A 13,766-nucleotide genomic window follows, 5' to 3' on the forward strand; every position below is an offset into this window, starting at 1 on the left:
GTGCTCGCCATCGAAGGGCCCTTGCCGCCCGGATGCCTGCAAACGATCTGGCAGGACAACGCGCGTTTCGTGCGCACCTACTGGAACAGTTTTGCCGGCAAGCTGATCTACAACTCCTTTGACCTGGCCACCCGCGACGCAGACGGCTACTACTTCATCCTGGGCCGCACGGACGAGGTCATCAACGTGGCCAGCCACCGCCTGGGCACCCGCGAGATCGAAGAATCCCTGTGCAGCCATCCTGCCGTGGCTGAAGCGGCCGTGGTCGGCGTCTTCGACGACATCAAAGGCCAGGTGCCGCATGCCTTCGTCGTGCCGCGCGACCCGACCCACGTCACCGGGCGGCTGGAACGCATCGCCCTGGCCGCCGAGCTGGTGCAGGTCGTTGAGCAGCAACTGGGCAGCGTGGCACGCCCCGCCAGCATCCACCTGGTCAAGACCTTACCGAGAACGCGTTCAGGCAAGGTGCTGCGCCGGGTGATCCAGGCCGTCTGCGAGGGCCGGGACCCGGGCGATGTGTCCACCATGGAGAACGCCTCGGCTTTGCGGCAGCTGAAAGATGCCATGGCTGGTTAACTGGCCGAGCCCCCCGGATACGGGGTGCGAACACCGCAGGGATGTCATCTGCCTGGCGATAATCGCCTGGACACGTCGTTGGACGTTGGAAAACCCAGGGAGAAACCACTTGCAGTTCTTGAAAATCGCCACCGTGGCGGCGTCCGTGTTGGCATTGAGCAGCCTTGTCGCCTGTGGGGGTGGCGGCAGTGATGGCGACACGCCTAACCGATTCGGCCAAGGCGTGGCGGCTCCAGCCAACACCTTGGTGCTGACCACGAGCACCAGTACCTCGTTCCCCACGGGCAGCTACACGCTGGACACGGGCTACACCAACGCGTCTGGCCTGGTGAACATCAATGGCCACGTGATCGAATGGGTCTGGCCTGAAAACCTTGCCTTCGACAGCGGCGTTTTCTTTTCCCAGACCGACCCACGCAAGTTCGCCGTCAGCTTGTACGACCAGGGGCCCGACACCTCCTACCGATGCGTCAGCAGCACCTGGACCACTCAGGAGTTGGCGGAACTGGCGCTGGTGTTTGACGATGCCGACATTGCCAGCGCACAGAAGTGCCCAAGCACCATCACGATCGATGCGCCCGGCCACCACATCAGCTTCAGCGACTGGACCCTGGCAAGCGACGACGGGACCAAATCCGTGAAGCTCAGCGTCAATGTCAGCTGGTTGCTGCAAAACGGCACCTTGAGCACAGGCAGTGGCAGTGACGGGGGCTCGACAAGCTCGGGCTCCGTGATCAGCAGCGGAGGGGCCATCAGCCTCCCGTCGGGCTCACTGGGGACCTCGATCCGCCAGATGGAGACCATCCTGGCGCTCCCCGATCAGCCCGACCTGTCCGCCATCGAGCGCGAGTTGGAAATCAGCAACTCCCGCTGACGCGCGACAGCCCCACGGCGGCCCTCACACCGCCGTCTGGTGGATCACATCCCGCACACGCGGGTAGATCTCGTTCTGCCAGCGCCGCCCGCTGAACACGCCGTAGTGGCCCACGCCGGTCTGCACGTGCTGCGTGCGCCAGTAGGGCCGCACCGAGGTGCACAGGTCTTGCGCGGCCACGGTCTGGCCCACGGCACAGATGTCGTCGCGCTCGCCTTCCACCGTGAACAGCGCGGTGCGGCGGATGGCCTGGGGCTCGACTTTGATGCCCCGGTACATCAACTCACCACGCGGCAGGTCGTAATCCTGGAACACCGCTCGCACCGTCTCCAGGTAGAACTCGGCCGGCAGGTCGCTCACGGCGAAATACTCTTCATAAAACGCCTTGGTGTGCGCGGCCTTTTCGTGCTCGCCCAGGGTGATGAACTGCTGCATGTCCTGGAAGGCCTTGATGTGGCGCTCCATGTTCATGCTCAAAAAAGCCGACAGCTGCACAAAGCCCGGGTAGACCTTGCGGAAGGCCCCCTTCTGCCCCAGCGGCACGGTGTGGATCATCTTGGATTCGAACCAGCTCATGGGCTTGCTGATGGCCAGTTCGTTCACGGCGGTGGGGTTGACGCGGCAGTCGATCGGGCCGGCCATCAAGGTCAGGCTGCGCGGCTGCGCGGGGTGTGCATCCTGCGCCATCAGTGAGGCGGCGGCCAGCGAGGCCACACAAGGCTGACAGATCGCCATCAGGTGCGAGCCCGGGCCCATGCGGTCCAGGAACTTGATCAGGTGCTCGGTGTATTCGTCCAGCCCGAAGCGGCCATGGCGGATGGGCACGTCGCGAGCGTTGTGCCAGTCGGTGATGTAAACATCGTGGTCCTGCAACAGCGTTTTGACGGTGTCGCGCAGCAAGGTCGCAAAGTGGCCCGACATGGGCGCCACCAGCAGCACGCGGGGTTGGTCCAGGTCGCGGTCTTTCTTGAAGTGAAGCAGGGTGGCAAACGGGGTGACCATGGCCGCTTCTTCGATGATGCCGCACTCCATGCCCTGGGACATGACCGTGGGCAAATCGAACGACGGCCGGGCGTGGGTCACCCGCTTGCGGGCGAAGACTTCGCTGGCGGCGGCCAGGCTGCGAACCATCAGGCCACCGGCGGCCATTTCAGACACCGAGTTTTGCGTGGGCCCTTCAGGCAGCACATGGTGCAGCCAGTCGGACATGCCCTGGGCCATCACGCGCCATGGCTCGAGCATGTTCTGCTGAGCCTGATAAGTGGAATACAGCATGAGCGGATCCTGGGTTGGCAACGTTGCCCACTGACCTGCAAGTTGCGCGCCACATCCAACATGGCACAGCCCTTGCTGCGGTCTGCCCCATCGGCTTTGCCACTCGCTCCAACCCCACACACCATGGCCACCACCGCCTCTGCCCCTGCACGCACCCGCACTGCCCCCAAGGCTGTACCCAAGTCGGCAGCCAAGGCGCCGACCACCACCACCACGCTGACCATCACGAGCAAGAACTACTCGTCGTGGTCCTTGCGGGGCTGGCTGGTCACGCGCTTTTCCGGCCTGGAGTTTGTCGAGAACGTGCTGCCACCGGATGATCCGTCCACCCGGGCCGAGATCCTGCTGCTGTCATCCTCCATCCTGGTGCCCTGCCTGACGCACGATGGCATCAAGGTGTGGGACACGCTGGCCATCGCCGAATACCTCAACGAGGTCTGCCCGAAAGCGGGCCTGCTGCCGGCCGATGCCAAGGCGCGCGCGCACTGCCGAGCCATCTGCGGCGAGATGCATTCGGGCTTCAGCGCGCTGCGCTCATCCCTGCCCATGAACCTGAGCGGGCACTTTCCAAAGTTCAAGATCTGGTCGCGGGCCCAGGCCGACATCGACCACATCTGCAACATCTGGCGCGATTGCCTGGACACTTACGGCGGCCCCTACCTGTTCGGCAAGAAGCGCACCGTGGCCGACGCGATGTACGCGCCCGTCTGCACGCGCTTTGCCACGTACGACGTGAAGCTCGACGCCGCCTGCGCCGACTACTGCAACCTGATGCTGCAGGAGCCCGAGATGAAGGAATGGTTCACCGCCGCCAAGGCCGAGAAGATCGACAACATTGACGAACTCGACGTGGAGTTCTGAAGCCAGAACCCCACGCCGCCCCTGCGCCTTATTTCCAGGGCGTGGGGGCCGGGATGTCGCACACGGGATCGACGTCGATCGATTTGAAATCGGCCGGGCTGACGATTTCCAGGTACTCCATGTCCGGCGAATAGTCGAACAGGTAATGGCGGACACCCGGGCGCTGGTGGACGCAATCGCCCGCCTTGACCAGGGTCTCCTTGTCTTCGTACATGAAGCGCGCCCAACCCTTGGTCATGATCACGATCTGGAAATCGGCTTCATGCCGGTGCCAGCCCGTGCCTGTTTCTGGCGCATGGTTCGCCTTCACAAGGTGCGCAATCACCTTGCCGTTGGTGGCGTCCGCAATCCCCAGGTCCTTGTAGAGGAAGAAATCCCTCAATCCGTCGGACCGCCAATCCGTGTCTTCCGGGTGGACGTGGGAAAATTTGGTCGACGTGGTGTCAAGCATGGTGCATCCTTTCTGAGCCGTGACAGCGACCCCATGGACAACGCATAAAGCATTCCCGGCACAATCCCCCCTTTGGACACCCGTCCGCCCCCGACTTCCGCCCTCACCATGACCACGCCTTCCACCCAACCCACCAACAAGCCCAACACGGTCCCTCCGCTGAGCGATGCCGACATCAACGAGCTGGACGACCTGCTCGCCGCCGTGCCCGCGCCCCTCGAGGCAGTCGATGCCGTGATGTTGGACGGCTACCTGTGCGGCATCCTGGTGCAACCGGTCTTGCTCACGCCCGAGCAATGGCTGCCGCCCATCTTTGGTGAGACCGGCCAGGTGCCCGCCCCCACCGAAGGTTGGACCGCCGCGCAGAACACGCGCCTGCTGGCCCTGATCGAGCGCCGCCGCGAAGAGATCCTGCGCGGGATCCTGGAGAACAGCTGGTTCGACCCCATCGTGCCACAGCTGGAAGACGACGACGGCAAGCTGCTGACCGGCAAGGACGCCATGGAAGGCCTGGGTTACTGGGTGGCCGGCTTCGAATGGGCCCTGGCCAACTTCCCGCAACTGGAAGACCTGGGCAAGCCTGGTGTGCCCGATCTGCTCGATTCGCTGTGGCGCCACCTGCCCGAGCAGGACGAAACCCAGGCCGAGATGACCAAGGCCCTGGACCAGGAACACCCCCTGCGCAACCTGGACGAAGGCATCCAGCAACTGGTGTTCGACATCGTGGATCTGGCCGAAGTGGGCGTGGCCGAACGCATCAAGGTCACCACCGTGAAGCACGAGACCCCCAAGCTGGGCCGCAACGACCCCTGCCATTGCGGCAGCGGCAAGAAGTTCAAGCAGTGCCACGGTGCGACCTGAGTTGACCTGAGGAAGGCGACGCGCGCACAGCTCTTGCTTGTCCGATAGACCGGAACATTCAGGAGCGCGTCGTGGCTGATTTCAAGGTTTTCCTGCGCTCTGGACACTGGCCCACGCTGCTGGCCGCCTTCCTGTATTTCGATTTCACCTTCGCCATCTGGGTCTTGAACGGGGCCATGGCGCCCTTCATCAGCGAGACCTTCAACCTGGACGCCGCCCAGAAAGGCTTCATGGTGTCCGTGCCCATCGTGGCCGGCGCGCTGATGCGCTTTCCGCTGGGCGTGCTGTCGCAGTACATCGGCCGCAAGAACGCGGCCATGGTCGAGATGGCCCTGATCGTCGTCGCCCTGCTGTACGGTTACCTGTTCGTCAACAGCCACAACGAGGTGCTGGCCATGGGCGTGCTGCTGGGCATCGCCGGTGGCAGCTTCGGGGTGGCGCTGTCCTTGGGATCGGGCTGGTTCCCGCCCAAGTACAAGGGCCTGGCCATGGGCATTGCCGGGGCGGGCAACTCGGGCACCGTGCTGGCCGTGTTGTTCGCGCCACCGCTGGCGGTGCAGTTCGGCTGGACGGCGGTCTATGGCCTGGCCGCGGGCACCATGCTGCTGCCCATGATCGTCATGTGGTTCTGCGCCAAAGAGCCGCCCGACATCGAAGAACACCAGACCCTGCGCGAACACACCGCCTGCCTGTTCGAGAAAGACGGCTGGTCCTTCAGCCTGATCTACGTCATCACCTTTGGCGGCTTCATCGGCCTGGCCAGCTTCCTGCCCACCTATTTTTACGACCAGTTCAAGGTCACCAAGGTCGAGGCCGGGCAACTCACCATGCTCGCCACCCTGATGGGCTCGGCCGTGCGCGTGGTGGGCGGCCACGTGTCCGACCGCATCGGCGGCATCAACACCTTGAGCGGCGTGCTGGTGCTGGTGTGCATCACCCTGGTGTTGTGCGGCCTGGCGGGCACTTCGGTCACGGTGACCACCCTGCTCTTCATGCTGTGCTTCGCGGCACTGGGCGCAGGCAACGGGGCCCTGTTCCAGCTGGTGCCCTTGCGCTGGCCCGTGACCACGGCGGTGGCCGGCTCGATGATTGGCGAGATCGGCGCCCTGGGCGGCGGCTTCATCCCCAATGCCATGGGGCAATCCAAGCAGCTCACGGGCACCTACCTGTGGGGCTTTGTCGCCTTCGCGGTGCTGGCCGCCCTGATGCTGGTGATGCTGCGCACGGTGCAGGTTCGCTGGACGCGGACCTGGGCTGAAAAGGGCGGCCGGGCGCGGCCGACGGCCACCCCCACCAACGGCGGGAGAAACCGCCTCGTATAGACTGCGGCGCGATGCGCCTACAGTTGATGTCCGACCTCCACCTGGAGCGATACCCCGATTTCCAGCCCAAGGCCGCGCCCGGCGTGGACGTGCTGGTCCTGGCCGGTGACATCGGCTCCTACCAAAGCGGCTCGCGCCTGGCAGATGAAGACTTCGGGTTGGCGCGCTTTTCAACGCTGGCGCCCAACGCCCCTTGGAAGCACGTGCTCTTCGTGCCCGGCAACCACGAGTTCGATGGGTTGGAGTTTGACGACACCTACGCACGCCTGCAGGCCGCGTGTCTACGCCATGGCATCACCTGGCTGGACCGCGAAGTGGTCACGATGGGCTCGGTGCGCTTCGTGGGCACCACGCTGTGGAGCGATTTCGATGCCTTCGCCGTGGCCGAGAAAGACCTCACCAAACAGCTGAAGCTGCGCGACAAGGCCTTTCGGGCCGCCAACTTCTACCTGCGCAAGAACACCACGCTCAAGCAAGGCGAACCGGTGCTGGCAGAAGCCATCCGAGAAATGTCACTGAGCGCGCAGACCTGGTTGCGCCAGGCCCTGTCAGTGCCTTTCGAAGGCAGCACCGTCGTGGTCACCCACTTCGCCCCCACCTTGCAAAGCGCCGACCCGCGCTACGGCCTCATGCCCGGCACGGCGGGCTTCTGCAATTCGCACGATGACCTGCTGTCCCTGGCCCAGGTGTGGATGCACGGCCACCTGCATTGCCCGCACGACTACCATCATCGGGGCTGCCGCGTGGTGGCCAACCCCCGGGGCTATGCCAGCAAGGGCGAGCAGGCTGCTTTCCATGATGACTTCGTCATCGAGGTCGCCTGAACCTATCATTCCAGCGATGCGCACCAATCCCACCCCTTTCATGCGAGCCACCCTCCTCCCCTGGCTCTTGGCCGCCACCCTGCTCAGCAGCTGCGCCACCGTCACCAACCCCGTGACCGGCCTGGCCGAGCGCACGGTGATGGACGAGAAAAGCGAGATCGCCGAAGGCGAGAAGGGTCACCAGCAAGTCCTCAAGGAATACGGCGTCTACAACGACCCCAAGGTGCAGGCCTACGTCAATGAGCTGGGCCAGCGCCTGGCCCGGCAATCGCATCGCAACACCATCGAATGGCACTTCACGGTGCTGGACAGCCCGGAGATCAACGCCTTCGCCCTGCCCGGCGGCTATGTGTACGTCACGCGCGGCATCATGGCCTACATGGAAAGCGAAGCCGACCTGGCGGGCGTCATTGGCCACGAGATCGGCCACGTCACCGCCCGCCATGGCGCACAACGCGCCACCCGCCAGCAAACCGCCGGCTTTGGCGTGCTGGCCGCCAGCTTGCTGGGTGCCGTGCTCGAAAGCCAGGGCGTGGGCGGCGCCGGGCAACTGGCCAGCCAGGTGTCGCAGAACGTGGCGGCAGGCTACATCGCCTCGTACGGGCGCGACCAGGAACTGCAGGCCGACCAGCTCGGTGCCGAGTACCTGGCCCGCAGCCATTACGACCCGCAAAACATGGTCAACGTGATCACCGTGCTCAAGAACCAGGAGCGCTTCGCCGACGACCAGGCCAAAGCCGAGGGCCGCCAGCCTGGCGCGCGCAGCAACTGGCTGTCATCCCACCCCAGCAATGACCAGCGCCTGGCCGACATCACCCGGATCGCTGCCACCTACCCCAGCAGCCAACACAGCGACGATGGCCGAACCCGCTACCTGAACACCGTCAAAGGCATGACCTTTGGCGAAGGCCGCGAGCAGGGCCTGACACGTGGCCGAAACTTCTACCACGAGCCCCTGGGCATCGCGGTGACCGCGCCCGAAGGCTGGAAGATCCAGAACAGCCCGCAGTCCATCGCCTTGCTCAATGGCCCAGGCGATGCGGGCCTGGTCATCAAGACCATTCCCCCCAACGCGGGCAACACGCACGAAGAAATCATCCGCAAGGTCATCCAGCCCACGCAGGGCAGCGTCGAAAACCGCACCGTGAGCGGCTTGCCCGCCACCCACTTCGTGGGCACGCGCCGCAACCAGCAGGGCCAGGCTCAGCGCATCGAGGCCACGGTGGTGAGCGGGCCCGCCAATCGGCACTACCTGCTGGCTTACGCGTCCAAGGATGCCGCCGCGCTGCAACGCGCCGCCGCCCAGTTGCGCGAGGCCGAAGCCTCGTTCCGGGCCATGACGCCCACAGACCGCAGCGCCGCGCGACCCTGGGTGCTCAAGCTCGCGCCTTATCCCAAAGGCGGGTTCCAGCAATTGGCCAAACCCTCGCCCTGGGGCCCGCAGGCCGAGCAGCAACTGCGCTTGATCAACGGTGTGTACGCAGGGGGTGAGCCCAAGGTGGGGCAACTGGTCAAGGTCATCGAATAAAGCGGCCAGCTCAGGCCTTGCAAAGCTGCGGCCCCGTGGCACCGCTTGTCGGGCTGGCTGGCACCACATCGGCCTTCTTCTTCCACAAGGCCGACACCAGCACCCCCCCGACCACCAGCGCCGCCCCGACCCATTGCGCCGCCCCCACGTGCTGACCCCGCAGCACGCCGATCAGGGTGGCGAACAACGGCACGAAGTTCATGCAAATGGCCGCCTGCGTGGGGCCGATGACCTTGAGGCCATCGTTCCACCACAGGTAGGCCAGCACCGAGCCGAAGATGCCCATGAAGCCGATGGCCGCCAGCATCGTCCACGAAGGCCACTGCACCAGGTCGGTGGTGGCCACCGAGGCAAAGGCCACCATCAGCACCGCGCCACCCGTCACCGTGCTGGCCGCGACCTGCACCGACGACAGGCCCTTGATGTAGCGCTGCGGCAAGGCGGTGTAGATGGCCCAGCACAGTGCACCCAGCAAGACCAGGGCATCGCCCGACGCCACCTGCAAGGACGCCAGCGTGGCCCATGAACCATGGCTGACCACGACCACCACCCCGGCCAGGCCCAGGACCAGCCCCACGATCTGCGCGCCGCTGGGCAAGCGACGGTTGATGAAGGCCGCCAACACCGCCGTGAGCGCCGGGTTCACGCCCACGATCAGCGCGCCGTTCACGGCCGAGGTGGCTTGCAGCCCATAGAACAAGCCCATGTTGAAGCCGAACACGCCCACCACCGCCATGATGGTCAGCACCAGGGCGTTGCGCCGCAGGCCTTCAAAAGACCAACCCTCTCGCCAGGCCACCAGGGGCACGAAGATCAGCGCGGCCAGGCCGAAACGCCAGGCCGAGGCCGCCAAAGGCGACATGTGCGCCACCGCGTACTGGCCGACGTGGAACACGCCCGCCCACATCAGGGCGGTCAAAACCAGGCGCAGGTAAACGGCGGAAAGGCCGCCAAGGCGGTGTGTGGACAGGTTCATGCGCCGACTATCATCCCTGGCCAGCCCCCACGCAAGCCAGTCCATGCAAAAGCGTTTTCCACAATCGCAAAGCCTCAGCCCCAACGACGAGGCCGCGGCCGGTTTCGACTGGAACGACCTGAAATACTTCCTGGCTGTGGCCCGCCATGGCGGCTTGTCCCGGGCCGCCCTTCAGCTGGACACCAGCGCCTCCACCGTGTCGCGCCACATCGGGGCCCTTGAAAAGCGACTGAACATGCGGCTGTTCGTGCGCCTGTCCACCGGTTACCTGCTGACCGACGCGGGCAGCGAGCTGTTCGACCGCGTGGCCGAAGTCGAACGCAGCACCCAGGCCGTCGAGCGCCGCAGCAGCGTGGCGGCCGAGGCCGACAAGGTCACCGGCCTGGTGCGCCTGGCCGCCTCCGACAGCATGGGCGTGCATTTGGTGACGGCGCGCCTGCCCCTGCTGCAACAGCGCCACCCCGGTTTGCGGGTGGAACTGGTGCTGGGCCATGCCAAGGCCGACCTGACCCGCCGCGAGGCCGACCTGGCCCTGCGCATGCTGGACCCTGCGGTGCCCACCTCGCAAGCCGACCATGTCATGCACCGCGTGGCCAGCGTGCCGTTCAGCCTCTATGTCAGCTCAGGCCTGGTTCGGGGCACGGCCATCGACACGGTGGATTGGGCGCGATTGCCCCACATCAGTTGGGACCACAGCTGGCGCCACCTGCCCGTGGCCCAATGGCTGGCGCAAACCTTTGCAGACCAACCCCCACCCGTCTTCACCAGCAACAGCGCCATGGCCCAGATGGTGGCCATCGCCGCCGGCATGGGCGTGGGCGTGCTGCCCGATTACCTGGCCCGCACCGACACCAGCCTGGTTCGGCTGGCAGTGGACACCAGCGTTTTGGCGCGCGACCTCTGGCTGATCTACCACCGCGATCTGCGCAGCAGCCGCCGCGTGCAGGCCATGCGCCAGTTCATCGAAGAGATGCTGCCCGGCGCCCTGAACCACCCGATCACGCCAACGGCGTCGGCGGCAGTGCCGTGATGATGCTGCGCCGCTGCCGGTCAAACACCAGGCGCAGCGCCTGCCCCTGGTAGACCAGTTGCCAGTGGTCGACGTGACGGCTTTGATGCGCGATCAGCGTGCCGTGCCCATGCGCGATGGACTTGGCCATCTGGAAGATCTCGTCGCTGCTGACTTCCAGGCCATAGCGCTCGGCCAGGCGCCGCTTGGTGTGCGAACGTTCTGCGTGCGTCATGCAGCAGGCGCCCCGGCCACCAGCGCCGCCGAATAGGTCTGCGTGAACTCAAGCGGCATGCGCTTGACGCGCCCTTGCGCGATGTCCACGCAGACGTAGTGCGTGCGGGCGCGGAACACGGTTTGGCCATCGCCCGCGCGGATGAATTGGAACTGTCGGTGAAGCGACAGTTTGTCGATCTGCGTGATCCACGTGCCGAGCAACAGCTCATCACCCAGGCGCGTGGCAGCCAGGTAGTTCAACTCGTGCTGGCGCACCACCAGGCCATGCCCGCACGCCTGGTAATGCAAGGGTGTCAGACCCAGTTTTTCGGAATGGTCCCAGGCCACGTTCTCCAGCCACTGCAGGTAGTTGACGTTGTTGGTGTGCTGCATCAGGTCGATGTGCTGCGCCTGCACGTTCACCCGAAGAATGTGAGGACCCTCGTGGTCCCATGCCGCTGTCGTGTTCATGCCCCTATTTTGCAGGGGGCAGCGTTACTTTTTGACTCAAGTGCGCCATGCTACAGCCGAAATGCAATGGATCGGGCCTTGCCGACAGGCCCACCTGGGACCCTATGAACATCAGAGACATTCGAATCGGACAAAGACTCACCTTGGGTTTCGGCCTGGTGATTGCATTGCTGATCATGCTGGCCGCCTTGGCGTTGGTCCGCATATCCGGCCTCAGCCACGACATTGGCAACCTGGTGGGCGAGAACTATCCCCGCACCATGATCGCCAACAAGATGAAGAGCGATCTGAACGAGATCTCGCGCAGCATGCTGAGCACGCTGGTGATGAGCGACGAGGGGCAGATCAAGGCCGAAGTGGCCAACATCGACAAGGTGATGAAGCTCACCGACGAGAACCTGGCCCGGCTCACCAAGAGCATCAAGGATGAGGAAGGCGTCAAGCTGCTGGCCAGCATCGTGACCATCCGCGAAAAATCCATCAAGGCGCAGACCGCCTTCGTCGGCATGGTGAACGAGAACCTGAAAGACGACGCGATGGTGAAGTACCTGTTCTCGGTGCGCCCGGTGCAGACCAAGTACTTCGCCGCACTCGACAAACTGATCGAACAGCAAAACAAGGAAATGGAAGCTGCCGGTGCCAGCTCCACGCAACTGGCCAAGCAGACCGGCTTGTTCATTCTGGTGCTGGCTTCGGCCGCCAGCGTGATCAGCATCCTGGTGGGCTGGCTGGCCACCCGCAGCATCACCATCCCCCTGAACCGCGCCGTGGCCATCGCCAAGCGCGTGGCCCAGGGCGACCTGACCAGCACCATCGTCACCAAGAGCCAGGACGAGACCGGCCAGTTGATGCAGGCCCTGCAACACATGAACACCAGCCTGCAACGCATCGTGGGCGACGTGCGCCAGGGCACGGAGGCGATTGCCTCGGCCTCCACACAGATCGCCAGCGGCAACCTGGACTTGTCCAACCGCACCGAGCAACAGGCCGCATCGCTGCAACAGACCTCGGGCTCGATGGCCGAGCTGACCCAGATCGTGCGGCAGAACGCCGACAACGCCCGCCAGGCCAACCAGTTGGCGGCCTCGGCCTCTGATGTGGCGGTGGAAGGCGGCGCGGTGGTCTCGAAGGTGGTCGCCACCATGGGCTCGATCGACGCCTCCTCCCGCAAGATCGTGGACATCATCGGCGTGATCGACGGCATCGCCTTCCAGACCAACATCCTGGCGCTGAACGCCGCGGTGGAAGCCGCCCGTGCCGGCGAGCAAGGCCGCGGCTTCGCCGTGGTGGCGGGCGAAGTGCGTTCGCTGGCGCAGCGCTCGGCCACGGCCGCCAAAGAGATCAAGAGCCTGATCGGCGAGTCCGTCGAGCAGGTGGCCCTGGGCAGCAAGCTGGTGAGCCAGGCGGGTACCACCATGGATGGCGTGGTCGCCAGCGTCAAGCGCGTGACCGACATCATGGGCGAGATCACCGCCGCCAGTCAGTCGCAAAGCCATGGCATCGAATCGGTCAACCAGTCCATCCACCAGATGGACGGCGTGACTCAGCAGAATGCTGCCTTGGTTGAACAAGCTGCGGCTGCCGCGGAATCCATGCAAAACCAGGCCAGTCATCTGGCCAAGGTGGTCAGCGTTTTCAAGCTTGAAGACGCGGCCGCTTAATCCCAACCGAAAACTGACACCACCATGAAACGATTCACCTCATCCCTCCTGGCCGCCGCCATCCTGGGCCTGGCCGCCCAAGCACCTGTTCATGCCGAGGAAATCGCCGGCGTGAAACTGGAAGACACCGCCAAGGTGGGCGGCAAGGACCTGGTGCTCAGCAACGCTGGCGTGCGCATCAAGGTGCTGTTCAAGGTCTACGTGCTGGGCATCTACCTGAACGAAAAGAAAAGCACCGTGGCCGAGATCCTGGACGCCCCCGGCCCCAGGCGCTTCAAGCTGGTGATGATGCGTGACGTGAGCGGCGAAGAGTTCGGCTCCAGCTTCATGGGCTCGATCAACAAGAATCTGGAAAAAGACGAGAAGACCAAGTTCGTCAACCAGTTGCTGAAGTTCGGTGAGATGTTCGAGACCGTCGGCAACCTGAAAAAGGGCGACGTGATCACGGGCGACTGGGTGCCTGGCACCGGCACGGTGCTGCACCTGAACGGCAAAGCCCTGGTCGAGCCCTTGGCCGACAACCAGTTCTACAACGCGCTGCTGAAGATCTGGTTGGGCGACAAGCCGGTCGACACGTCATTGAAGCCTGAATTGCTGACAGGCAAGCACGGCTGATCGTCAGTTCAAGGAGTGACTCTCCAAAGAAATCGGGCGCCTTGAAGGCGCCCGTTTTTCATGCGTGACCAAGGGGATCAACCGCCCTTTTTTGCACGCTTGCCAGGGTTCTTCTTGCTGCGGGTGGCGGTGCCACGTTCCAGGCTGCGCTTTTGGCCCTTGCCCGTGGTGGGGGTCACGCCAGGGATGGCGGCGGGACGGGGGGTGGCCTTGCGGTCGGCTTCGGTGACGATTTTGTTGCCCATG

The 13,766-nt window shown here is 64.5% G+C and carries 14 protein-coding genes and 1 pseudogene; 10 read left to right on the plus strand and 5 right to left on the minus strand.

Annotated features, from left to right (window positions below; genetic code table 11):
- Both prpE and Q7V20_RS06560 read left to right on the plus strand, forming a co-directional pair.
- Positions 1-576: pseudogene (gene prpE, locus Q7V20_RS06555) on the plus strand (propionyl-CoA synthetase); the annotation flags it as partial.
- 109 nt (positions 577-685) lie between these two features.
- Entirely contained in the window at positions 686-1,450 is a 765-nt protein-coding gene (locus Q7V20_RS06560) for a hypothetical protein (RefSeq protein WP_304788415.1), read from the plus strand.
- Between the two features lie 24 nt (positions 1,451-1,474).
- On the opposite strand, the gene Q7V20_RS06565 is transcribed toward Q7V20_RS06560, so the two are convergent.
- Positions 1,475-2,725, minus strand: coding sequence for a polyhydroxyalkanoate depolymerase (locus Q7V20_RS06565; RefSeq protein ID WP_304788417.1), 1,251 nt, complete (start codon positions 2,723-2,725; stop codon positions 1,475-1,477).
- A 123-nt stretch (positions 2,726-2,848) separates the two neighbouring features.
- Between Q7V20_RS06565 and Q7V20_RS06570 the strand changes: the two genes are divergently transcribed.
- On the plus strand, positions 2,849-3,586 hold the full coding sequence (locus Q7V20_RS06570; protein WP_304788419.1) for a glutathione S-transferase family protein: 738 nt from the start codon (positions 2,849-2,851) through the stop codon (positions 3,584-3,586).
- Positions 3,587-3,614: 28 nt separating this feature from the next.
- On the opposite strand, the gene Q7V20_RS06575 is transcribed toward Q7V20_RS06570, so the two are convergent.
- Entirely contained in the window at positions 3,615-4,037 is a 423-nt protein-coding gene (locus tag Q7V20_RS06575) for a cupin domain-containing protein (protein ID WP_304788421.1), read from the minus strand.
- A 108-nt stretch (positions 4,038-4,145) separates the two neighbouring features.
- Between Q7V20_RS06575 and Q7V20_RS06580 the strand changes: the two genes are divergently transcribed.
- From Q7V20_RS06580 to Q7V20_RS06595, 4 genes are all read left to right on the plus strand, one after another.
- A complete protein-coding gene (locus Q7V20_RS06580) occupies positions 4,146-4,898 on the plus strand; it encodes a UPF0149 family protein (protein WP_304788423.1) in 753 nt (250 codons plus the stop codon).
- 71 nt (positions 4,899-4,969) lie between these two features.
- A complete protein-coding gene (locus Q7V20_RS06585) occupies positions 4,970-6,220 on the plus strand; it encodes a nitrate/nitrite transporter (RefSeq protein WP_304788425.1) in 1,251 nt (416 codons plus the stop codon).
- Positions 6,221-6,231: 11 nt separating this feature from the next.
- Positions 6,232-7,044: a metallophosphoesterase gene (locus Q7V20_RS06590; RefSeq protein WP_304788427.1), complete on the plus strand. Its 813-nt coding sequence runs from the start codon at positions 6,232-6,234 to the stop codon at positions 7,042-7,044.
- A 40-nt stretch (positions 7,045-7,084) separates the two neighbouring features.
- Positions 7,085-8,572, plus strand: a complete 1,488-nt coding sequence (locus tag Q7V20_RS06595; RefSeq protein ID WP_304788429.1) for a M48 family metalloprotease — start codon at positions 7,085-7,087, stop codon at positions 8,570-8,572.
- 10 nt (positions 8,573-8,582) lie between these two features.
- Here Q7V20_RS06595 and Q7V20_RS06600 read toward each other — a convergent pair whose 3' ends face one another.
- Entirely contained in the window at positions 8,583-9,548 is a 966-nt protein-coding gene (locus tag Q7V20_RS06600) for a DMT family transporter (RefSeq protein WP_304788431.1), read from the minus strand.
- On the opposite strand from Q7V20_RS06600, the gene Q7V20_RS06605 reads away from it, so the two are divergent.
- Positions 9,547-10,578, plus strand: coding sequence for a LysR family transcriptional regulator (locus Q7V20_RS06605; protein WP_304788433.1), 1,032 nt, complete (start codon positions 9,547-9,549; stop codon positions 10,576-10,578). The genes Q7V20_RS06600 and Q7V20_RS06605 overlap by 2 nt on opposite strands.
- Here Q7V20_RS06605 and Q7V20_RS06610 read toward each other — a convergent pair.
- Positions 10,547-10,792 (minus strand): hypothetical protein, encoded by a 246-nt coding sequence (locus tag Q7V20_RS06610; protein WP_304788435.1) that lies wholly within the window; start codon positions 10,790-10,792, stop codon positions 10,547-10,549. The genes Q7V20_RS06605 and Q7V20_RS06610 overlap by 32 nt on opposite strands.
- Positions 10,789-11,244: a thioesterase family protein gene (locus Q7V20_RS06615; protein WP_304788437.1), complete on the minus strand. Its 456-nt coding sequence runs from the start codon at positions 11,242-11,244 to the stop codon at positions 10,789-10,791. The genes Q7V20_RS06610 and Q7V20_RS06615 overlap by 4 nt, the downstream gene beginning before the upstream one ends.
- 104 nt (positions 11,245-11,348) lie before the next feature.
- On the opposite strand from Q7V20_RS06615, the gene Q7V20_RS06620 reads away from it, so the two are divergent.
- Together Q7V20_RS06620 and Q7V20_RS06625 are read left to right on the plus strand one after the other, a co-directional pair.
- Positions 11,349-12,905 (plus strand): methyl-accepting chemotaxis protein, encoded by a 1,557-nt coding sequence (locus tag Q7V20_RS06620; protein ID WP_304788439.1) that lies wholly within the window; start codon positions 11,349-11,351, stop codon positions 12,903-12,905.
- 24 nt (positions 12,906-12,929) lie between these two features.
- On the plus strand, positions 12,930-13,520 hold the full coding sequence (locus Q7V20_RS06625) for a chalcone isomerase family protein (protein ID WP_304788441.1): 591 nt from the start codon (positions 12,930-12,932) through the stop codon (positions 13,518-13,520).
- The last annotated feature ends 246 nt before the right edge of the window (positions 13,521-13,766 follow it).

Origin of the sequence: Aquabacterium sp. (assembly GCF_030652515.1) — a bacterium.
Lineage (GTDB): Bacteria > Pseudomonadota > Gammaproteobacteria > Burkholderiales > Burkholderiaceae_C > Aquabacterium.